A 23084-nucleotide genomic window follows, 5' to 3' on the forward strand; every position below is an offset into this window, starting at 1 on the left:
TTCCACATACCGCTGGACAGATGGCGATGCGACGTTGCCGCTGCAAAGCGGAAATAGCAGCAGGGAACCGGGTATTCTTTCCATTCAGGTCGTGTCCAGTGGACCCTATCTGATGGAGGATCGCTCTGCTCTGTCCGAACTCCGTCAGGTCGGATAACAGCCTCTGGGTACTGATGGGGAAGCTTCGGCTTCCCCACTGTGTCACAAATCACGATACAAATATTTCCAAATTGCTCTGTATCTGCCGTATTAAAACGCGTCATGCCAGATCCCCGAATGACTTCTTCTCGGCCATCTGTCTCGTTGCAACCGTCTTCTCTTGGTTATGAAGCCTGCGCTTAGAAGAAATGGTCTCCGGCAATCCCGGAGCGCTTTAGGTATAAAATTTTTCAGACTCAATAATACTGATAAACGCAGCGTATGTAGAATGCACTTCCATGTCGTCAGACCATTCCTGAATTTCTGAAGTGACTCTTACATACGACCATTAAGCCTATCCACAATCCAGGTTTTATCCTTCTTTATAAATAAAGGAGATGAAAAGCAGCTTTTAATAGGAAACGAGAACCGACTTCTCCAGCGCTCACTCTGAGTCATAACGCACAAAGCAGCGAAAGGAGAGTGGCCAATACTCTCCAGTATTTTAACTGCGGCAAAGAGCGATTGACCAGTGCTGACTACGTCGTCAACAAGCAAAATTCTTTTTGCGCTTCCCAGTAAAGGTAGAAGATTAGGATCAAAATAGAGGCGCTTCTTACTGTCCGGCGTGGTGATTGACGACAGTGGTAATGACAGTTGATCGTCATACCAGAATTTACGGGACGTACTCAGCGGAATAAAGCGTTCATGATTACACCCTTTGGCCACGGCTGCTGCTAGGCCAAGACCTAGCGTAGGCATTCCAACAATAAGATCGGGTGCAAGAAGCAGTGCCTGTCGGACAAGGTCCTGGCAGAGTACATCGAAAACTCTGAAAGACGTTTGATTGACGAGCAGGGAAGCAACTGCTGTTTTTCCATCAGGGAGGGGACGCAAGGGAAGATCCAGATGCTTCCCCTCGAAGCAGACACGATACCGGTCAGTATAAGGCGGAACCAAAAGCTCGTCAGGCGCGAAATCCTGCCAGAAGGAGAGTGTACTCATTGGGTCTTCTCCACAAAGGAGACCAGGATATCGACAGCTTTTTCCAGCGCGCTTTCATCGAAATCAAAGGCACTGGCATGATGTGGGGCAGTGAGATCCGCTCCAATCAGACAATACCCAGCCTGGCCACCGCGCTCCTGCACGCGCTGCATCATAAATGTGGCGTCATCGCCTCCGCCAATTGGCCAGGTTTGAATAACTTCTCCACCCTTGGCGGCCAGCACAGCATGATGAAGACGTTCCGTGATACTGGTGTCTGATATGGCGCTGATGGCCGTGCCGTATACGTCGATATTTACAGTTGCTCCTTGTGTGAGGGCCGCGCCTTCCAGAGTTCTTCTGGCTCCTGATGTCAGACGCTTCAAACCGTCATTGGTCGAAGCGCGCAGTTCCATTTCTAAGGTCGCTTCATCAGCGATCACGTTCCGGGTGCGGCCGGCATGTAGCAAGCCTACATTGATCCGTGTATCTGCCTGACCATCGCGGGGGAGGGCATACAGTGCAGGAATAGAAATTGCGGCCGCGAGGAGAGCGTTGCGACCTTCCTCGGGGCACATTGCTGCGTGGGCTGCGACACCTTTGAACGTCACATTCCATTTTTCTGCCCATAGGAAGCCGTCTGCGGCCAAGGCAATCGACCCACTGGGCAACTGACATCCGAGATGTGCAGCCAGAAAAATATCGACGTCATCCAGAAGCCCGTGATTGACGATGGGCTGTGCACCTCGGCCACCTTCTTCAGCGGGCTGAAAAATCAGGCGGAGCGTTCCCCTCCAGATCGTTTCAGGAGATGCCAGGCGGGCAGCAACAGCGAGGCCAATGGCTGTATGTCCGTCATGCCCGCATGCATGCATCCTTCCTTCACAAGATGAGGAAAAGCCCTTTAGGGAAGGCAGGTGCGTGTCGTCTTTGATCTCCTGAACAGGCAGCGCGTCCATATCAAATCGCAAAGCGATTACAGGCCCGTCACAGCGCTTGAGATCGCCGCACACAGCTGTCTGGCCGTTTGGCATGCGGGAAATCCATAGAGGACTTGCGCCAGCGGCACGTGCTGCCTCTTGTGCCTGTTGATGGCTTTCTTTCGATGGTAACCCACGCACACCGTCCATGGACATGACTTCCGGACCGACACGGACCGCATATCCGAGCTCAGCAAGGCGTTCTGCAACCAGAGCAGCTGTGCGATATTCGAGAAAGGCCGTTTCTGGAAAACTGTGAAAACTCCGGCGCATGCCAATGACGTCATGGGGGAGCATTCAGCAGGTCTCCAGCACCATGTCTGTCACAATTTCCCCAGTCATACCGTCCGTAATGCCCAGATCTGTCACATGTGGACCTGGATTGCAGGCCAGTGACGCTCCGGTGACCAGCTTGATCATGGACGTAGGCCCATCCCAGGTCGTGGCAGTCGCAGCGGCATCCCGAACGGAGGCAAACTGGCGGGCCACATTCTCCGGGGTCTCGGTTGAAAGAAGGCCACAGACGGGAAGAGGCAAGAGCGCGACAATACGGCCATCACGCGCCACAGCCATGCCGCCGCCGCTTTCAATCAACGTATTGGCAACAAGCGCCATATCTTCAGGGTTCCGCCCGAAGACAGCCAGATTGTGGCTGTCATGCAGAATGGTTGTGCCAATCGTCGCCGACCAGTCTCCCCATCCTTCCAGAATACCCAGACCGGGCGGGGTATTCTCACCATAACGGTTAAACACAGCCATCAGGGCTGTTTCATCAGGAAGCACGAGTGAACCGTTAAGAACATCCATTTCCCGTTCTGCCCACTGGGTGGTGCGAGGTGTGCGAACTGTACGGATAAGAGCCTTACGCGCATGCGGAACCGAGATGCGGAAATCATTTGGGGTAACTGGTGAGCGCCGAACGGTGTTCAACGGAAGTCCAGGCAGTTCTGCTGGCAGTGCCGCCAGCAGTGTTCCATTGGAGGCTACATGAATACCTGACGCAAAAACTTCCTGAGGCGTGAAGTCTGTCAGATTATTGAAGACGACCAGGTCTGCACGTCGTCCGGCTGCGACAAGGCCAAGATCCCTTCTTTCGATCCGCATGGCAGCGTTCAAAGTGGCACAACGGAGAGCATCCATGGGACACATCCCCAAAGACACCAACAACCGAAGATGATGGATCATGCCGCCCCGGCGCAGGAGATCGTCAGGGAAGATATCATCCGTGCAGAGTGTTACGGTCTGCGGAACGCAGGCAAGCTCTTTGAAGGCCTCAATGGCGTCCGGCAAAATATTTTCGTGGGAGACCCGCAATTCCAATGTCATGCCGGCGCGGAGCTTTTCCAGAATGTCTGCTTTACTGGTTAACTCATGGTCAGATTCAATACCCGCCGCCATGAAGGCTTGCAGGTGAGAGCCGCACAGATTGCGGGCATGACCACAAACGAGCTTCCCACTTGCGAGACCGGCGTTGACGATGCCTTCCATACGGTCAGACCCGGCCACGACGCCGCGCATGTCCATTACTTCGGCCACTCCAATAACTTCAGGCCAAGACAGCATTTCTTCCATCGCACCAGCATCGAAGACGGCTCCAGAGCGTTCGAGGCCGGGTGCTGACGGAACGCAGGAAGGTGCTTCGACCAGAATACGGAGCGGCAGACCCTTGGTTGCATTGATGGCCCATCGGACACCGTCCAGCCCGCTGACATTCCCGATTTCATGGGGGTCCCAGCACACGGTTGTTGTTCCTTGAGGAACAACAGTCTGTGCATAAATGCGGGGTGTCACCATGGAGCTCTCGATGTGCATATGCGCATCGATCAGTCCGGGGGTAATGATCTTGCCAGAAAGGTCTAGTATTGTCCCGGCATCTGCGCGTGTTCCGGGCGGATGCACGCTGGCAATGAATGCCCCAACAAGTCCTACGTCGGCCGGCCTGATTTCACCCGTGGCGACATCAGCAACTGAGCCATTGATTAACAGGATGTCAAACGGCAGGCGGCCGGCCGCTGCACTGACGGCGCGGCGGCGTAATTCAGGGTCGTTCAGGGGGCTGTTTACATCAATCATGGCTGTTCATCCTGTTCGCAGCCTCAATAAAGCCTTTGACAAACCGGTCTTTGTCCACGCCCGTTACGACAATGACGGGACGTTCACCAATATGGGGGCGGGTCGCTTCAGGCCACGCGTGAGCATAGCCGTAATTGGGCCCATGGGTCAGATCGACGTCCATATAGGCTGTCACGCTGGAGGTAATGAGGGAAGGGTCCAGAGCAATGGCGGCAGCAAGTTCGTCCCACATCGGCTGGGGACGGAAATAATGCTTCAGATAATCCGAGATGGCCCCCGGATTACGAGCTGCCTGATCCCGAATGTCTGGTGTCATACGGATCGGGTTAGCGACGGCCCCGATTGAGATGATTTCGGGGAAAGGTGCTTCGAGTGTAATACTCGCTGCCTCAGGATCGAACATGAGATTAAAGTCGGTATAATAGTCTGCACTATCCGTAACCTGACGCAGGTTACCGTCTACGATGGCTCCCATGAAAACCAGCTTTTTGCAAAGCGCGGCAAAGTCGGGATCCAGTTTGATGGCAAGTGCAATATTGGTCAGTGGCCCAGCCGCCAGAACAGTCACTTGATGTGGATGAGCATGGACCTGACGGATCAGGAAGAGAGCAGCTGTTTCCGTTGATATGGCCCGTAAGGAAGCACCTTCTTTAAGCGGTCCGACCGGAGGTTGCAGATCAGGGGCATTACCACGCCATGCGCCTTTCCATGGCATTTTCCCGTTAGACTGCTCCCATGCCAGCAGACGAGGGCGCGAGTTGACGAGGGGCTGTGTTGCACCGGGAACAACCGGTAGCGTGGCAGCAATGTCGGCAATATCCAGAAAGCGCGAAAGATGAGCGACAGCTTCGTTTTCCCATCCATCCCCAATCACCACAGTGAAGCCCAGGAAATCTGAAGTATCCTTGCGTCCGAGGATGGGAATAACAGACTGGATGTTCGTGCCGCCGGGGCCTGCAAAGTCATTGTCGAAGATCAGATAGCCTTTTGTGGGGGCAGCACCAGCGGGGAATATGGGCGTGATGCAAGATAGCGCTGCAAGGCCAAGGAGAAGGGCAGAAAAGCAGTTTTTCAAAAACATAAGATAGATCTTCTCACGCATGATGGCCGTGCAGGTTGGCCGATACGACAAAAAACAGAACAAAAATAACGCAAAGCCCCCAGACCACTGGCGTGATACTGCGCCTGCGGCCTGTGGCGAGCGCCATGATCACGTAAGAAAAAGTTCCGATTGCCATGCCGTTGATCAGATTGCCCGTCAGGAGGGCGAAAATAAATGTCAGGATCGCAGGAGCGCTTTCTTTGAGGTTGGACAAATCAAGATGACGCACGCCCTGAAACATCATCATGCCGACCATGAGCAGGGAAGGGGCTGTGGCCTGAGGGGGAATGATCATGAACAGCGGCCAGAAAAACAGTGCGGTCAAAAAGCCTCCGGCAATGACCAGAGCTGTCAGACCTGTCCGACCACCTGCGTGGACGCCAGTGATCGACTCTGAATAGACGGCGGCAATAGATGTTCCGAGCAACGGGCCTACGATGCTGGCAAGGGCATCGGTAATGAAAGCTTCTTTTGCTCGAGGGATACGTCCGCTTTCGGAGACCATCCCTGCAGCCGTGGTGACACCAAGCAGATTTGCCAAAGTCCCGAACAATTCCGTGCACAGGAAGAAGAACAACATGGGCAGCACATAGAAAAAATGGTGCACCAGATACATTGGATCGAGATGAAATGCGGTTTCGTGAGGCCATTGCGGCCAGGCAACAACCTGTTCTGGCCATCGTGTGATTGTGTGCCCTGTCCCGTCCGGTAAGAACAACCCAACAAAGGTGAGAGCGATGATGGACAGGATCAACGATCCGGGGACACGTCGGGCAATGAGAACTGGCGTTAAAATGAAACCTGCCAGTGTCAAAAGAACCTTTGGGCTGCCAACCGGACCCATCGTGACAAATGTTGAAGGATTAGCGACCACAAATCCTGAATTGCGCATGCCAATGAACATGATCACCAGACCAACGGCCACCTGAATACCGATGCGCAGCGTATCTGGAATATCGTGGGCGATCCGCTCCCGGATGCGTGTCAGACTCATCAACAGAAAAATAACGCCTGTCACGCAAGCAAGCGCTAGGGCGGCAGGCCAAGGGACATTCATCTGCTTTACGAGAATGATCGCAAAGACGACATTCGAGCCCATCGCTGCACCGACACCCAACGGCAGATTGGCCAACAGACCCATGACCGTCGTGCCAAAAATGGCCACGAGGCAAGTGGCTGTCAGCACACTTGCCCGGTCCAGGCCAGCTTCCTGCATAATCATGGGATTGACGGCCACGCAGTAAACCATGGCTGCAAATGTTGTGAGGCCAGCAATAACCTCACGTCCGATCGTTGTACCACTGGCGGTCAGGCCAAAAAAACGGTCCAGACGGGTCATCAGCATCCGATCAGAAATCGAGTTTGACTGTGGCAAGGGCTGCAAAGCTGCCCGCAACATAGTACGTCGGTGTTCCCTGAGATGCGATTGTGGTCCCATAAAGGCCTTTGCTGACCCGGGAGGACGCTGCAATACCAGAGACACCCGACAGGTATTTGTTGTTGCCCACGTTCATGAGATTGAGCCGGACTTCTGGATGTGTATTGAGAACCTTTGGCATACGGTAGCCAAAGTTCATATCAGCATTCACATAGCCCGGCATGGCCTGATCGTTCATGAAAGTAGAAAACTGGCGACCCACATATTTGACCGAGAAACCGGCGAAATACGTGCCGTCGTCATAGTCCAGCCCGACAGAGGCTTGAACACTGGGGCTGCGGACTGCCGTCTTTCCAGCTGTTTTCAGATAATCAGAGCCGACCTTGTAATTATTGTCGATCGTGGCGTGCAGATATTCAGCCGAGACATACGGGTGCAGGTGGTGCCACGGATGCAGCCCGATTTCGACATCCACACCGCGCGATGTCTGACCACCCGCGTTGATGTTCTGTGTGATCTGGGCGTTATTGATCGTGACCTGCGTTGCGACCTGACGGTTGGTAAAGTTGTAATTGAAAAATGTGATTGAGCCGTTCAGAATATTATCTTGATAACGGTATCCGATTTCTTCCGAGATAGAATACTCGGTTTTCTGCGTGGGATTTGCGAGCGTCGCAACCTTGCCTGTGGTTGCACTATAGGTGTTGTAGAGCGCGTTAAGCGTCGGTGTCCGAAAGTTCGTGGCCACGTCCGCAAAGATCTGGCTGTGATTATCTATTTTATAGCGCGCGCCCAGATTGGGTGTGGTCACGGCAGCGTTCATGCTGGTGCGATACTGGGCGCCGGGCAGATAGTTGTAACCAATACGTGTCACCATCGATTCTTTGACGCCTGCTTCAATGCGCAGTCTGTTGTGCAGCGCATTGAAGGTATCGCCAAAGAACAGGGAATTGACCCGTGTAATGGTCAGGTTGTCGTAGCTCGCCAGTCGCGTGCCATCTGAGAGCTTCACATTACCTAGGTAGCCCCAGACATTTGCCGGACCACCATTCGCGCCCACTTCGCTGTATGGGTTGAGCATTCGCTGACGCGACCAATCAAACCAGTAACCAAACACAAATGTATGATGGCCGATCGTATAGTGGACCTTTGAGACCATTCCCGGGCGATAGACGTATGGTGTCCCGAAAGGCGTGTACATCATGACCTTGTCATTGGTCGTGCCATTGCCATTCAGATCAACGCTGTATCGCTGGTTCCCTGAGTACACGGCATTTTCTGACATTAAAGATGCTGACGCGATCGTTCCGGAGTTCCAGTAGAAGTACGGCGTGAAATCAAAGCCGAGGTGGCTATTGACCACGATATTCTGCGGCGCACTGAGAATAAGAACTCGATAGGGGCTCTGGTGCAGTTTCCAGTACCGTGTGTCTGTGGGCGAGAAGTCCACGGAATAGTTGGCGTGTCGACCATACTGTTGCCAGGCAGAAAGGCTTGGATTGAGATAGGATACTTTCATGGAATCGTCGAAGGTCAAGGCAACTGAGCTTCTGCTTCCGTTCTCCCAGTCCTTTACCAGTTTGGCGTCGATGTGCTGTTTGTGATCATTACCCGCACCACGGAAATGAGGCTCTTCCAGATGCGACCACGCGACAAATGCGCGCATTCCGGTATTGCCAATGTCTCCCGTCTGAAGGCGCACATATTCCCGATGGGTGTTATAGGAACCGAAAGACCCGGCAACGGTTCCTCCCATCTTATGGGACGGATCGATCAGGTTCATTGTTACCAGACCACCGGAGGCACCAATCGTCGGGGAGTCCAGATTGGCTGACCCTTGTTGCATTGTCACTTCATTGAGGTTTTCTGAATCCACCCATTCCGTCGGGAATGCCATGTAGGACCCAATATCATTGAGTGGGGCACCTTCAACCGTAAATCCGATCTGATCGCTGTTCATGCCGCGGATCGTCATGTTTCCGCTGACCATGCCAAAGGGGTCTGCACTTGCAACATTGGCGCCGGGCATGTTTCCCAGAAGTTTGAACACGTTCGGCGTCGGGGCCTGTTTGGCAATATAGGCTTGAGTGATTTCGCTTCTTGATTTTGCCCCATTCTGGGCGACCATCCTGCCGCCGCCAGCCGCTGCACCAGCTACGCGGATAACTTCCGAGCGCTCCGCTGAGAGAGACGTTGCCTTGCGATGAGGGGCCGAATGGTGTTTGTCGATGCTGGATGGGTGGTCCGACAGGGTTGCCGCATGCGCGGGCAGACAGACTAGGCTGCCGAGAAACGTGGTACCTAGAAGGATTGAAGTACGCATGACTGATGAAGCTCCCGGCCAAACACGGAGACACGACGAAAACGGGCTCGTTCTGCCTCTCACCCGGGACTGTCAGGGAGTGAATCGGCAAAGACGTCTTAAGTTGTTATAAGACGTCCTGTTACTGATTTCCTCTAAGATTTCAATCCATAAATGCAACAATATAGGAAAAATCTTGCTTATGCCTGACGCTGTGTTTGTGGCTGCGCTGGATATGAATGGCGCAGAGCCGCTTTATCTTCAGGTGGCCCGACATATTTCCAGCCTCATTGGTAAAGACAGCCGCTTTGTGGATCGTCTGCCGTCTGAAGCTGAGCTATGCCGATTGTATGCCGTGAGCAGGATTACGATCAGACAGGCCCTTGCCTCCCTGGCAGAGCGGGACATTGTTGTGCGGCAACATGGGCGAGGGACCTTTGTGGGATCTCTCCATCGACCCGGTCGGCAGAAAACAATCCATTCCTTCTTCGATATCCTGTCGAGCAAGGGGCTAAGGCCGGAAATGATCATGCTGGATTACCAGATGCGTCTTCCCCCTCAGGAGGTAGCCAAGGCCTTTGAATCGGTGGAACAGGCTCTGTTTATCCGGCGTGGATATAGGAGCGAGCACACTCCTCTTGGCGTCACGGAAGTCTTTTATCCGGGGCATCTGGCGTCCGCCATTACGCGCGAGATGGCCTCTGCCCGGACCTCAACGGCCATTCTGCGAGAAGAGCTTGGACTTCGGGTCACGCATGCAGATATCTCGATCGGCCTTTCCCGAGCGTCGGAAGATGTTGCCCAGTGGATGAAGCTTCCTGAGCAGACTACCCTGATGCGGATTGAACGTATTACAACATGTGCAGAATTAGGAGTGTGCGAATACAGTAGGCTTCTTGTTAGTGAAGCAACGGCAGATTTTAGAATTGGATTAAATGGAGATATTATAAATAATTATTAAATAAAAATTATTTATTTTATAGATTCTATATTTATGCGCGTCTCAATCATGCTCCAGAACAGCGGCAGTACCCTACCTATCCCACAGCGTCATGAGATGATTGCCGCGAAGTTCATCAGGGTCAGAAGTCATTTAATATAGCTGGGGAGCCGTCGCGGGTGACCGGAACAAAGTAGGAGCTTGCTGTCCGAACAGGCACGCCATCAGCAACTAGATGCCATCGCGACATATTGGAAGTGGCCATTGAAGAAAGATCCGTATGGTGCTTGGTGCCGGGCATTCCACGAGCTTATAGCTCTTATTTAGTGTCCGCTATTGGGAAGACCTTCAATGGACCGGCATGTAGGCCTATGCCGCCTGTCTGTTCAACAGGGATAGAGCACCCAGACAGATCAGGAGGCGACTGGAAGATCCGGCTCTTGAATAAAGACTGGGAAACCCGGCATCAGGGCGAGCGCGTGGTTCCTGAGCGAGCCTGCTGACTGAACTAAAACTCGCTGGAGAAATACCCATATCGCTGGCACCCAAAAGACAGACGCACTTACTTATCCCCAAAATGTCTGTGGGATGAATGATTGTCGTCTAATTGTGCCATCCTCTTTCTTGCTCAAGAGGGTCCGCGTCGTCGAATAACCGTTTAAGGCAGAGCAACTCCCGCTCGATTTTAACGTAAGGCGAAAGTCATCACGCAGACCCAGTCGTCATCATCCATTGCCTTCAAAATTGGGTCGCAGGGATTTCAAAAATAATTTTGATCGTTTCAGCCGTGAATTAGCCTGGACCATCGCTTGCGGCCGCGAGGAGTGGCACAATGACATCGCTGATCGGCGTCGGGATGCCGTGGGCGCGACCTCGACGCCGGATGACGCCGTTGCGGATATCCCATTCAAGGGGGCGACGGGCTTCACGGTCCGTAAGAATGGACGTGCCCATGTCAGCAGGAAATGCCAGGAATTTGTCGAGGATGCTCTGAGGAACCTCATCACCAAGTTCAGCGCCCTCGGCGCGAGCCACGGCCAGGCATTCCCGCAGATAAGTGAGCGTCAGTTCGGCGATGTCCGACCGGCCAAACATGCCTGAGCGGCGCCGCGTGAGCACCATGAGGCCGGCTGCCGCGTTCTGCAGCAGTTTGCGCCAGGCCTGGGAAAGGAAGTCCTCCGCCAATTCTACGGAACAGCGGGAGCCCTGCAACGCCTCGACAACGATGTGTGAAGCCGACATGTCTGGCAGGGTAAGACGCACAGCCCCACGCAAGCGCACCGAGCCATCGGACTGCGCCTGAACAGGAAACCACACAACAGCAGGTATGACCTGCGCATGCGGACAGTGTGGCCCAACACGCTCCACCTGTTCTACCCCGTTTTGGAGCACGCACACGACGGTCCTCGGGCGACACAGTACTGACAGCCATTCCGCCGCCGCCTCGATTTGCGTGTCCTTGACCGCCAGGAAGACGAGGTCAGCCTTCCGATCTATTTGTCTGGGATCAGTCTTTACGGGTCCGGGAACGGTGATGAGACGACCATTATCCTGAAGAGTCAGATGCTCGCGTGGTGTGCGACCACATAGCACCGGAGTATGACCAGCTTCATACAGCGCCGTCGCGATCACGGTGCCGATTGCCCCGGGGCCTATGACAGCGACAGCGGTCCTCATATCCGTATTCATAAAAATGGCCTCCCTCGCGAAATCTTTGGCTCACATACAGCGCATATACGCACATGACGCTTGTGCGTTCGATGCGTGCTTTGTAATGTATTACATATGATGATAGATAAATGTAATGAAATTACAGATTCTGCAGGGCGACTGGGTCAATGGCTCGGCGGCATTCAGGCACGCACCGGCGACCTCGCTGCCAGCGAGGAGAAGGTGGTCGCACTCCTGCTCACCGATCCCTTGTTCGTCGGCACCAGCACGACTGCGCAGGTAGCCGCCCGCGCTGGCGTCTCAGCACCAAGCGTGATCCGCGCCGCACGTGCGGTCGGGTTCAGCGGCTTTACTGAACTCAAGATTGAGATCGCCCGTGCCCGCGGCACGGCCGAATTCTTCGCGCCTTCTGAAACACTCACGGCGGATGCGACGACCGCCACCGTGCTCGAAACATCTATTCGTGCCGGCACCGACGCTCTGACGGCGCTCGGCGGCGCCGTGGACACGACTGCGCTCGACAAGGCCGTTGCCTCTATCCAGAGTGCCCGCCAGGTGATCGCCTTCGGTGCAGGGCCGTCAGCAACGGTTGCTGCTGACGCCGTGTTCCGCCTGCGTGCACTTGGCGTGACGACCATCGGCATCCCGGATTATTTGTCGGCGATGATTGCCACGCGCCTGCTCGGGCCGGGCGACGTCGTTATCGCTGTCAGTTCGACGGGTCGCACGCCAACGACGCTCGGTGTCGCCGATGCAGCTGCCGCCGCAGGAGCATTGCTTATTGCGGTCACCAATCAGTACGGCACACCGTTGGCCACCCTTGCGGACATTGCACTGGTCGTTGGTGGAGCACCACTGCCAGCACAGATGGCCGCTGCTGGCAGCCGATTGGCCCAGCTCGTCGTCATCGACGCACTGGCCGCAGCACTTGCCTTACGCGACCCGGAGCGTAGCCGACGGGCAGAACGAGCCGGCATTGACCTGCCCGATCTTGCCTGATGAAGCCGGGCACGGTTGAAATAATTCTCGTTGCGGCGGTCGCCCATGCGATGTGGAACCTGGCTTCGAAATACAAGCGCGGTGATACCCTGCTGTTCGTCTGGGCCTATACCGGCATCTCGGCGTTGCTCTGTGTGCCAATCTGGGCCGCACTTGTAACCCCGGGGCAACAGGTGCTCGACTGGCGGCTTGCCTTGGGCGCGGCCGTCTCGGCGGTGCTCCATATCGCATACTCCCTGATCTTGCAGGTCGGATATGATCGCGCAGAGCTAGGCGTAGTCTATCCGGTAGCACGCGGCACGGGGCCATTGCTGACGATGCTTTTCGCGGTTCTCCTGCTGGGAGAACACCTTACGGCAGTCGCGATGCTTGGCGCTTTCCTGATCATAGCAGGAATCCTCGTTGTCACAGGAAATCCGTTTAGGCGCGCAACTTACCACCCGCTTCAGGGTGTGTTATGGGGCGCTGCGACAGGCGCCACCATTGCAGGCTACACTCTCTGGGACAGTTATTCAGTCACTTCACTGCATCTCGCACCAGTAAGTTACTATACTGGCACGCTGCTGCTACAGGGCATATTGCTAACCCCAAGCGCACTGCGTCGGCGTCATCGGATCCCGGCTGCTATCCGCGCAAACATCACGCCAATCCTTATTGTCGCCGTGCTTTCTCCTCTGGCCTATATCCTCGTACTCAGCGCCATGCAGACGGCACCAGTGGCGCTCGTTGCGCCTCTGCGTGAATCATCTATCGTTATAGGCTCTCTTCTCGCATGCATGCTCTTTCACGAGGGCCATCTCACGCGCCGGATCACGGGGGCTATCGTTGTACTGATCGGGATCATGGCAGTCAGTTTTTGATACCCCTTCACCGATGCCTCTGCCTGTGACGATGTCAGACTGGGGGAGGGATTGCTCGACCGCCGTAATACAGCATCGGATGTCTGGGCGGACACGGCCTATCGGTCAAAAGCCAATGAAGCTTACATGGAAAAGCGAGGTTTTGCCTCAGAGGTTCACAGGAAAAAGTCGCATCTCAAACCCATGCCCGTCATATCCAGCGGTCCAATCTTGGCAAATCCATCATTCGATCCCGTGTCGGGCATCTTTCGGCTGATCAGAAATTGCAGACATGACTGTCTGTCCGCACTGTGGGCATCGCCTGTGCCGCGATGAGGATCGGGCTGACCAAAATTGTCTACAATCTGCGCGACTTTCTATTTCTGGAACGGAGCAGCCTCGTCGCGTAGAAAACTAGGCTATAACGCTCTCCGCTCTGCTCCAGACGTAGGCAGAAAGTCTTCACTCCGAACCATCAATCCCTGCGCGTTGATCCGAAAATCAGGGCATGATGACTTCAATCAATGGCTCTTCGATCCCTCCAAATGCGAGTGGTAAGATTGCGTTGATTTCCGGTTCTTGTTCGGCAAGGTGCAGGCGGTTATGTCCTGCTTGGCGAGAGGCTAGCTGACCCGGTCTCAGAACAACAATATGCAAGGACTGTATGGGCGCTAATCTCGAAAAAATAACTAGCTGCCCGCCATGCGCAGACCCGCATAGCGATACCCAAGCATTCTGGCGGGATCCGGCCTTGCCTTTCGTCGAGAGCCGCCGCGCCTGCCAGAGCTGGGCCTGTTACAAGCCCCATCATCACCCGACCTTTTCAATTGGTGCCGTGGACGGCGGCACCAGTGTCTTCACAGGTGCTCCGAGTGGCCCAGTTCTCCTGTCTCCTGGCACGCTCGTCTTCATACCTGCATCGCGTGTTCATGCGTGCAACCCGGCTCCCAACACCGCTTGGAGCTATCAGATGCTGCATCTGGACGCCCCATGGCTCCAGGCTGTTCGGCGAGAGTACCTTCGCACTGAATTGATGGAAGATGAGCCGGTGCGTATTGTGACCGATCCGATGATCTATGCGCGCTTCTGTTTTCTCAATGCGTTGCTGTTCGGAGAAGCCGATCCTCTCGAAAAGGAGGCCGCTTTGATCGAGTTTGTCGTGGATTACGACAGCGAACAGGGGCTTTTTATTGAAAGACCACTCGTCCCTTTGAACCTGGCCGAGCAGATTCAACCAGCCCTAGACTATCTGTATACGTGGCCCACCGTCAGTACGACCTTGGACAAATTGGCTGTCCTGGCAGGCATGAGCCGCTATCAAGTCATTCGGGCGTTCCGCGCTGTCACAGGCATGACACCACACGCCTGGCAGCTCAATCAGCGCGTCAATCTTGCCAGGGAGTGGATTCAAAGCGAGGACAGCCTTGCAGACGTGGCCCACAACCTTGGCTTTGCGGATCAGGCCCACTTTCAGCGAGTGTTTAAGGCGCATGCTGGTGTGACGCCTGGAAGTTTCCGAGGCTGACGACGGCACGGCTGCAATTTTCTTCAATACAGTAGGTGCTTTGGTGAGCACACTGTGTGGAAAAAACGACGAGTGTATCCTGAATGCAGCCATTCCTGATGATCGCCGCAGCGCATTTCCTGGCGCTGCTTTCTCCCGGCCCCGATTTCTTCCTGATCGCCCGAAATTCGCTGTCTTCCGGTTGGCGGGTCGCCAGCGGTGCCTGTCTGGGTATTGCTGCCGCCAACGGCGTGTTCATCGTCGCCGCATTTGCGGGGCTTGCCGTGCTGAGCCGAGAAAGCACGTGGTTCGTGATCCTTCAGCTGACCGGTTGCGCTTATCTGCTCTATCTGGGCGTGCTGTTCATTCGCCATGCTGGTACCAGCGGCTTGGGAAGTGTACTGACACAGGGTAGTCATGTCGCACGATCCAGTCTTTGGTTCGGGGCATGGCGCCGCGCCGCCAGCATGGGCTTCCTGTCAGGGATACTTAATCCCAAGAATGCGCTATTTTATGCTAGTCTGGCGACAATGCTGACTGGGCCTTATGCCAGCACGGGCTGGAAAGCGTTCTATGGCATCTGGATGTTCAGCGTCGTGCTGCTATGGGACCTGCTGGTGGCGGTCATGATTGGCAATCAGGCCATCCTGCAGCGTTTCGCACGGGTGCTGCCGTGGCTAGAGCGCGTTTCCGGTGCCATGCTGATTCTGCTGGCTGTAGGTGTCATCATTTTCCTGATGCATTGAGACACATCGAAGTCTGTGCGGTAAGAAACCGTCTTCTACCGGCGTTGTTATCGATTGCAATGGCTCGACCACGCTAGTGTTCTATCCCGCAAATAGCTTCGCTGTGGTGATGCAAATCTGGACGAAAGCATCGATTTTCTCAATGAGATCCCAAGCACTGACGAAAGAAGCGTAGCGGATGTAGTGGGAACGCCCTACGGCTTTTGATGGGTTCTCTAGATTTCTTTTCTCATCTTGTAATGAGAGGGGATGGAGTGAAGCCGCCAGGTTTCTTTGATGATGATGTCGCTGCGTACACGGCAGAAATCAGGGCTGACCTGGAAGCTCGTGGTTGTGTCATCCGCCCTTACGATTTGATGATTTCTGACCATGCCCAGAGCAGGGGGCTTGTTGTTGTAACTGGGAATCTACAAGGATTTACCCGAGTAAACGGGCTGCGGTCCGAGGATTGGATGGCAGACTAACTCAGGCAGTAGAATGCGCGCGTTGAAATATCCAGCAGGCAATAAACGAACTACCGTTCAAGATCTTCAATTTCTTTGACAAATGCCGAGAAAACACTGGCTCCGAGACTATTTTCCCTGCACCCTACGGCTGTAGCCTGGTGATGTCCCTGTGATCCGCTTGTAAGCACGGCTGAAGGCGGCCTGAGATGTATAGCCGAGGCGATCGGCAACTCTCTCAATGGACATTCTGTCGTAAGCGAGCCAGGTCCGGGCGATGCGCATCCGCAGATCTCCTGCGTAGCGCAAAGGCGAAACGCCAATTGTTTCCTGAAATCGCTTTGCAAACACTGAGCGCGAAAGACCGCTTTCCGCCGCCAAATCCGCGACGGTCCAGTCGCGTCCGGGGTGACGATGCAGGGCAAGAATAGCGCGCGATAGTTTTGGCTCTCGCAGAGCGGTTACAAAGGCGGAACTGTTTCCACACCCACATTCAACCCAGCCTCTGACAATGACCGCCATCACAACATCGGCGAGACGGGCAAGAATACCGGCATCTCCCACGCGCCCGGTGCAGGCTTCCTGTTCCATGGCTGTCAAAATCGGCATGAGTTCAAGATAACGCTGGCTCGTAGCGTCAATCATCATGATCTCTGGCATCAGGGGGACAAGTCCCTGCAGGCCCCCGAGATCAAACTCCATGCAGCCACTAAAGAAAATCGTATGGGGTGTGCCGATGGAGCAAGCCTCGACCGCACACATGGTCTCGCTGAGGGGAACGACATCGCAATGGTCGATATCCTGAACTGGAGCCGTCGGGTCGGAGAGAATTTGATGTGCACTCCCTTGCGGAAGGAACACCGCATTTCCCGCCGAGAGCGTCTGAAGCGCGGCATCTTCAGTAAGTAGCTTTGCTGTTCCGGTCGCCAGAAAATGGAAATAGGCGCAACCGGGTTTTGCCTTGAAAGCAAAGCCAAAAGAGGACCCAGCATGAATGCGACGGTATTGAATGCCACGCAAACGCATCCCGAGAAGCAGTTCGCTCATGAGGTCAGAGGACGGAGCAATCTGGTCCAATGGCGGAATATCCCGGCGTTATAGTCAAAGAATACAGATGCACAGTCATAGATCGTCCTGAGTATGCCGCATAGCCTGTGTTGCAACAGCAACTCTAAGGACGTTTTCATGAGTGATATATTTTTGGAGCCAACCACCTCGGACATCGGCAGCATAGACGACACCGAGCCTACATCCCCTGCATGGATGGCGGTTTTCTCACTGGCCATGGGGGTTTTCGGACTTCTGACAGCGGAATATCTGCCTGCAAGCCTTCTGACACCCATGGCCGCCGGATTGGGCGTCTCAGAAGCCTTGGCGGGACAGGCGGTCACGGTAACGGCGGTAATTGCCATGTTTTCCGGCCTGCTGACGGCAAGCCTGACGCAACGGGTCGATCGCCGGATTGTGCTCCTTGCGTTCAGTCTACTGATGATCACGTCCAACCTGTTGGCTGCTCTGTCATCCAGCCTCATCGTACTTCTTGCTATGCGGGTCCTGCTGGGTATTGCTCTAGGAGGGTTCTGGAGCATGGCAGCTGCTGTGGCGATGCGCCTTGTTCCAGCGGCGCTCCTGCCACGTGCTTTGTCGATTATTTTTAGCGGCATTTCGGTAGCAACCGTCGTAGCCGTTCCGCTCGGCAGTTATCTGGGCGGCCTGTATGGGTGGAGAGCTGCCTTTTTTGCAGCGGCGGCGCTCGGCGTTCTCACTCTGGCCTTCCAGTTTTTCACACTTCCAGCTCTGAAGCCCCATAGTCCTGCCCGTTTGGGAACTATTCTGGATGTTTTGCGCAGGCCCGGGGTTGGCGTAGGGATGCTCTGCTGTACTCTTGTTCATACAGGTCAATATGCCTTGTTCACCTATATCCGCCCGGTACTGGAAAACGTGATGGTGATCAATGTCAGCGGTCTGGCGCTGGTATTACTGGCTTTCGGCGTCGCAAATTTCATTGGAACACTAGCTGCCGGATGGATACTTGAACGTAGCCTACGCGCTACGCTTGTCGTTATGCCGGTTTTGATTGGGATCGCAAGCTTGGGTCTGATCCTGTTACCTATGGGAATAACTGGTCAGGTGCTGCTGGTGATCCTATGGGGAATGGCTTTTGGTGGCGTTCCGGTGGCGTGGTCGAACTGGGTCGCGCATGCGGTTCCAGATCAGGCTGAAAGCGCGGGTGGAATGGTCGTGGTCTCCGTGCAGTCTGCCATCGCCGCAGGGGCAGCTGTAGGTGGTCTGATGTTCAGTATCGGCGGTGTGGTCGGTGTGTTTGGTGTCGCCAGCGCGATCATGCTTTTTTCCGCTCTGCTGATCGCGCTCCGAGTACGGACCAGCGCCCGTGAGATGAATGAACAAGCAGCCTAGGGACGCGAGCATGGGGTGATTTAAGCGTCTCAACGGCCGCCTACGATCGCATGTCAATAATACGGGTATCTGGAGAGTCCGCCTCTTAAGCTGAATGGCTTATACGAAGGAATTACTGACTGTCCGCTCATTTTCCGTGCTGGCAACAGGCGGCATGCAGAATTTCCGCTTCACGGTACGCGCGGCAAGAACCTCCCATCTCCGGCAGTCTCACAGCAACTCACCCTGAACCGCCGCGGGATTGACGAAGACCGGTATGGATAAATTACCCCACGTGTTGTCCCGGATCATGCCCCGTAAGCCAAGATTGCGTATCAGCCTGGCTACGGTAAAGTGAGCGGCCGTGAAATTTTCCCAACGAAGTTGACGCTAGACCTTGCGCACGATGTGACACCGAAATGTTCGATGAAGACCCGCACGCAGTATCTTCGGGCTTCAAATCTCTATCACGTTGCTATCGAGCTGATCTGCGGCTTGGTTCGCGTCGCTTTCGTAGCCGTTCATAGTAGGCTGACTGGGTAATCTGTAGCATCTTGCAAATCGGCTCGATCCCGTATGCTTTGCGATATCGACGAACCCCGTTATTTCCGAGAGGGGCGGTCAAGGTGCGCTTGGGAGAAATACACTGGTGCCCTGCGCAGAACTTCATTCATCTGATGCACTTCGCGGTTCTCGCGTACCAGCCTCTTGAGCCGACCGGCGGTTTCGGCTGGAACGTTTGCCTGTTTCGACCTTGGCCTTCTTGCCCATTCGTTCAGGGTGTGGGCTGAGCAGCTAATGATTGCCAGCAATCGGCATTATCGCTGTCTAGCTCGAGGGTGCTTGCTTTAGGGTGGTCTTCCTCGATCAAAGTCTCCTAGACAGATCCGGCGCTATCAGAAAAGACTGATTGCATCATGCTTCTCACAAGCAGCGATACAGTCTGTTCTGATATCCAAGCCTATAATGTTCTATAATATTTTAATTACTATGGTAAATAATAATCATATAAAATAAATGTCTTCACGGAGCCGCAATATAAATTATTTAATAATAAATTGCTACAATAACACAATGAGTGCGAATCAGATTAATTATTATTTATTGATTTCTATCAATTGGAATTATACAAATTTGTGTATATCGCAACTTATTGTGTCTGAATAAATACTGAGGAATATCTTTGTGTATGCATTGACGGCACTATTATCTGGCCTATTTGTTGCGTGCCCAGAGATAGCTTTGTTTCTCGCCCTGATTGTCGGTTGCTGGATTGGACGCTTTCGTTTTGGTTCGTTCCAACTCGGTAGTGTCGCGGGCTCTCTGCTGGCAGCTGTCCTGATTAGTCAGGTAGGTGTTCATATTGATTCGGGCATCAAGAGTGTTCTGTTTGCTCTTTTTATCTATGCCGTTGGTTACCAAAGTGGACCGCAGTTCTTTCGCTCCTTGGGGCGGCAATCTTTTAAAGAAATTTTGATGGCTGCTGTGCTTGCTATTACGGGGTTGCTCACCGTTGTAGCTGTCGCGCGTATTTTTCATCTCGATAAAGGGCTTGCTGCAGGACTTGCAGCAGGGGGCCTAACGCAATCAGCTATTATTGGAACAGCCGGTTCTTCGTTGGAAAAGATTGGTCTGCCTCTTGCGCAGGTGCAGCAGCTTCAGGGCAATGTCGCAGTTGGGTATGCTGTGACGTATATCTTCGGTTCCATCGGCCCAATTCTTTTATGCGTAAACCTGCTGCCGTGGTTCATGAAACGCGGCATCCGAGAAGATGCCATCCGTGCGGAAGCCGAACAGGCATGTGGCGTACATGTTATGGGGGAGGGAGAGGTTTCTGCTTTTCCCAATCTTGTTGGACGGGCCTATCGTTTAACGCATTCTGATCTTACTGTTGCGCGTGTTGAAAGCATGGCCGCAGCTATCACAGTAGAGCAGGTACTGCGTAATGGTAAGGCGGTGGGCGTAGCGTCTGACATGGCTTTAATGCCGGGTGACCAAGTTCTGCTGGTTGGGCAGCGCCAGGATGTTCTGGCTATAGGGCAGAACATCGGTCAGGAAATTGGAGAAATTCCTGGTTTGGATTTTTCCCTTATTCGCCGTGATGTCGTTTTGTCCCGTAAGGATTTTGCGGGAAAAACGGTTGGACAGTGTGCCGAGCTACTTTCGGCTGCTGTGCGTCATGGTGTTTATCTTGTTGCTCTTTCGCGCGCAGGTAAAGCTATTCCCGTTACCAGCACTGCGCTTGTGCAGAACGGGGATATTGTGACTTTGCTCGGTACATCAGTAGATGTGCAGCGAACTGCATCCCAAATTGGCTCTATTCTTCTTCCTAATATTAAAGCTGATCTTGTTTTTCATTCACTAGGTATAGCCTCCGGTTTATTGATCGGTCTGGGCGTGATGCACATTGGATCTGTTCCTCTCACTCTTGGAAGTGGTGGTGGGGCTCTCCTGTCTGGCCTGCTGTTTGGTTGGTATCAAAGCCGCCATCCCGTTGTGGGGAATATGCCTCAGGGCGCTTCAACCTTTCTGGTGGATTTCGGGCTGGCTGGTTTTGTGGCAGTCACAGGGTTGCAGACGGGTCAGCAGGCCATTGCGACCATCATGCAACATGGCATTACGCTCTTCCTCTTGGGCGTTATTGTAACATTGGTCCCGCTTATCCTTACCATGCTCTTCGGGCGCTATGTGTTGCGGTACAACAATACAGCTATTTTTGCAGGCGCTTTGGCTGGAGCGCGCAGTGCCAACCCAGCCTTTGGTGAAGTGCTGAACCAAGCGGGTAACGCCGTTCCCACTCCCGCTTTTGCCATTACTTACGCCGTTGCAAACGTTCTTCTGACATTGCTGGGGCCGCTTGTGGTCGCATTTTCCTAAATACTGAAAATAAGGAAACTTAATAATGACGATCGATTATTCGAAATTTCGTGATCTCAGTCCATTTGAACTTAAAGATACACTTATAAGCTTGGCTTCGTCGAAGGCAGACCGCGTTATGCTTAATGCAGGTCGTGGCAATCCCAACTTTCTAGCTACACTCCCGCGCGCGGCCTTTTTCCTGCTTGGGCAATATGCATTGTCGGAAGCACGTCTTTCTCTGTCCTATCTGTCACCAGGGCTTGGAGGCACAGTGCGGATCGAAGGAATAGAAGGGCGTTTTGACCGCTTTATTGAAAGCAACGCAGATAAAGAAGAAGCAGCTCTTTTAGGACATGCCCTCAGCTACGTGAGGGATCAGATGGGGCTCCCTCCTGCTACATTCCTTGTCGAAATGGTGGAAGGTATTCTGGGGTGTTACTACCCGACCCCGCCACGCATGCTGACCCTGAGCGAAAAAATTGTTGCGCAATACGTGCTGCGTGAAATGGTGGGTGGAAGTGTCGCACTGGATTCCACAGATTTTTTTGCGACCGAGGGGGGCACGGCGGCCATGGCCTACGTGTTCAATTCCCTCAAGCAGAACAGTCTCATCAAAAAGGGAGACAAGGTGGCTATCGGCATGCCCATCTTTTCTCCCTATATCGAAATTCCACAGCTTAAAGAATATGGCCTTGAAGTTGTCCCAGTGCAGGCCGATCCAGCTCTGAATTGGCAATATCCGGAAAGTGAACTGGAAAAGCTGCGCGATCCGGCGGTAAAAATCTTCTTCTGCGTGAACCCCAGCAATCCCCCATCTGTCAAGATGAACGATGCGTCGCTGGAGAAGATTGCATCCATTGTTAAAGAGCGTCCGGATCTAATGATCTTGACCGATGACGTTTATGGCACGTTTGCTGATGGCTTCCGGTCGCTTTACGCAATTTGTCCGCGGAATACGATCCTAGTTTACTCTTTCTCGAAATACTTCGGAGCAACAGGTTGGCGTCTGGGGGTAATCGGCATGCATAAGGAGAATGCTATTGATGCGCGATTGGCACAGCTTCCGGAAGAGGCAAAAAATGCACTGGTAAAACGCTATTCCAGCCTAACAACAGATACCGCAAGCTTGAAGTTTATTGATCGACTAGTGGCGGATAGCCGTGCTGTGGCACTAAACCATACGGCTGGCCTTTCGACCCCGCAGCAAGTTCAGATGGTACTTTTCTCATTGTTTGCGCTGATGGATCATGAAGGTCGTTATAAAGCGACGCTCAAGAGCGTCATCCGCCGTCGGGAAGCCGCGCTTTATCAGGAATTGGGGGTAGCGCCAGCAGAGGACGCGAATGCAGTAGATTACTATACCCTGATTGATCTGGAAGACGTCTGTCGCACCCTGTACGGCGACAACTTTGCCCAGTGGATGCTCAAACGTTCCAGCACAGGTGAGATCCTGTTCCGGATTGCGGATGAGACAGGCATTGTTCTGCTGCCAGGCACCGGGTTTGGCGCTACACGTCCATCGGCACGCGCCTCTCTCGCAAATCTCAATGAATTCCAGTACGCGGCGATTGGTCGTTCATTGCGACAGATGGTTGAGGAATATCACGGCGAATTCGTGAAAACTCAGGAATAATCAAAACTACAGGGCTCCCTTCAAGGATGCTGATGCTGTTTTTAATCACGGGAAGAGAGGGCAGCCCTTTCTCTTCCCGTGCCGGAAAAGTATTCC

The 23084-nt window shown here is 53.8% G+C and carries 16 protein-coding genes and 2 pseudogenes; 10 read left to right on the forward strand and 8 right to left on the reverse strand.

Annotated features, from left to right (window positions below):
* Window positions 1-474: 474 nt before the first annotated feature.
* Genes JN414_RS12235 through JN414_RS12260 form a run of 6 tightly spaced genes read right to left on the reverse strand, consistent with a single transcriptional unit; the run spans window position 475 to window position 8978 of the window.
* Window positions 475-1143: a phosphoribosyltransferase gene (locus JN414_RS12235; protein ID WP_202208129.1), complete on the reverse strand. Its 669-nt coding sequence runs from the start codon at window positions 1141-1143 to the stop codon at window positions 475-477.
* Complete coding sequence (locus JN414_RS12240) at window positions 1140-2399, reverse strand: amidohydrolase (protein ID WP_202208130.1); 1260 nt, start codon at window positions 2397-2399, stop codon at window positions 1140-1142. Before JN414_RS12240 ends, JN414_RS12235 begins: the two co-directional genes overlap by 4 nt.
* On the reverse strand, window positions 2400-4175 hold the full coding sequence (locus JN414_RS12245; RefSeq protein ID WP_202208131.1) for an adenine deaminase: 1776 nt from the start codon (window positions 4173-4175) through the stop codon (window positions 2400-2402). It lies immediately after the preceding gene.
* Window positions 4168-5277 carry a nucleoside hydrolase gene (locus JN414_RS12250; RefSeq protein ID WP_237390032.1) on the reverse strand — a complete coding sequence of 370 codons (1110 nt, stop codon included), beginning with the start codon at window positions 5275-5277 and terminating at the stop codon, window positions 4168-4170. Before JN414_RS12250 ends, JN414_RS12245 begins: the two co-directional genes overlap by 8 nt.
* Window positions 5270-6622, reverse strand: coding sequence for an NCS2 family permease (locus JN414_RS12255; protein WP_202208198.1), 1353 nt, complete (start codon window positions 6620-6622; stop codon window positions 5270-5272). The genes JN414_RS12250 and JN414_RS12255 overlap by 8 nt, the downstream gene beginning before the upstream one ends.
* A 4-nt stretch (window positions 6623-6626) precedes the next feature.
* Window positions 6627-8978: a TonB-dependent receptor gene (locus JN414_RS12260; RefSeq protein ID WP_202208132.1), complete on the reverse strand. Its 2352-nt coding sequence runs from the start codon at window positions 8976-8978 to the stop codon at window positions 6627-6629.
* Between the two features lie 181 nt (window positions 8979-9159).
* Between JN414_RS12260 and JN414_RS12265 the strand changes: the two genes are divergently transcribed.
* Window positions 9160-9918 (forward strand): GntR family transcriptional regulator, encoded by a 759-nt coding sequence (locus JN414_RS12265; protein WP_202208133.1) that lies wholly within the window; start codon window positions 9160-9162, stop codon window positions 9916-9918.
* Between the two features lie 771 nt (window positions 9919-10689).
* On the opposite strand, the gene JN414_RS12270 is transcribed toward JN414_RS12265, so the two are convergent.
* Window positions 10690-11586, reverse strand: a complete 897-nt coding sequence (locus tag JN414_RS12270; RefSeq protein WP_202208134.1) for an oxidoreductase — start codon at window positions 11584-11586, stop codon at window positions 10690-10692.
* 96 nt (window positions 11587-11682) lie between these two features.
* On the opposite strand from JN414_RS12270, the gene JN414_RS12275 reads away from it, so the two are divergent.
* The 6 genes and pseudogenes from JN414_RS12275 to JN414_RS17210 all read left to right on the forward strand — a co-directional run.
* Entirely contained in the window at window positions 11683-12567 is an 885-nt protein-coding gene (locus JN414_RS12275; RefSeq protein WP_202208135.1) for a MurR/RpiR family transcriptional regulator, read from the forward strand.
* On the forward strand, window positions 12567-13427 hold the full coding sequence (locus JN414_RS12280; RefSeq protein WP_202208136.1) for a DMT family transporter: 861 nt from the start codon (window positions 12567-12569) through the stop codon (window positions 13425-13427). Before JN414_RS12275 ends, JN414_RS12280 begins: the two co-directional genes overlap by 1 nt.
* Window positions 13428-13436: 9 nt before the next feature.
* A pseudogene (locus JN414_RS12285) lies at window positions 13437-13816 on the forward strand (IS5/IS1182 family transposase); the annotation flags it as partial.
* Between the two features lie 341 nt (window positions 13817-14157).
* A complete protein-coding gene (locus JN414_RS12290) occupies window positions 14158-14931 on the forward strand; it encodes an AraC family transcriptional regulator (RefSeq protein WP_202208137.1) in 774 nt (257 codons plus the stop codon).
* A gap of 83 nt (window positions 14932-15014) precedes the next feature.
* Complete coding sequence (locus tag JN414_RS12295; RefSeq protein ID WP_202208138.1) at window positions 15015-15656, forward strand: LysE family translocator; 642 nt, start codon at window positions 15015-15017, stop codon at window positions 15654-15656.
* A 272-nt stretch (window positions 15657-15928) separates the two neighbouring features.
* Window positions 15929-16120 (forward strand): annotated as a pseudogene (locus JN414_RS17210) (VapC toxin family PIN domain ribonuclease); the annotation flags it as partial.
* Between the two features lie 108 nt (window positions 16121-16228).
* Here JN414_RS17210 and JN414_RS12300 read toward each other — a convergent pair.
* Window positions 16229-17176: an AraC family transcriptional regulator gene (locus JN414_RS12300; protein ID WP_202208139.1), complete on the reverse strand. Its 948-nt coding sequence runs from the start codon at window positions 17174-17176 to the stop codon at window positions 16229-16231.
* A 108-nt stretch (window positions 17177-17284) separates the two neighbouring features.
* Between JN414_RS12300 and JN414_RS12305 the strand changes: the two genes are divergently transcribed.
* From JN414_RS12305 to JN414_RS12315, 3 genes are all read left to right on the forward strand, one after another.
* Window positions 17285-18517, forward strand: a complete 1233-nt coding sequence (locus tag JN414_RS12305) for an MFS transporter (protein WP_202208140.1) — start codon at window positions 17285-17287, stop codon at window positions 18515-18517.
* A 1164-nt stretch (window positions 18518-19681) separates the two neighbouring features.
* Window positions 19682-21373, forward strand: coding sequence for an aspartate-alanine antiporter (gene aspT, locus JN414_RS12310; protein ID WP_202208141.1), 1692 nt, complete (start codon window positions 19682-19684; stop codon window positions 21371-21373).
* A 25-nt stretch (window positions 21374-21398) separates the two neighbouring features.
* Window positions 21399-22988: a bifunctional aspartate transaminase/aspartate 4-decarboxylase gene (locus JN414_RS12315; protein ID WP_202208142.1), complete on the forward strand. Its 1590-nt coding sequence runs from the start codon at window positions 21399-21401 to the stop codon at window positions 22986-22988.
* The last annotated feature ends 96 nt before the right edge of the window (window positions 22989-23084 follow it).

This window comes from Gluconobacter sp. Gdi, from assembly GCF_014132155.1.
Taxonomy (GTDB): Bacteria; Pseudomonadota; Alphaproteobacteria; order Acetobacterales; family Acetobacteraceae; genus Gluconobacter.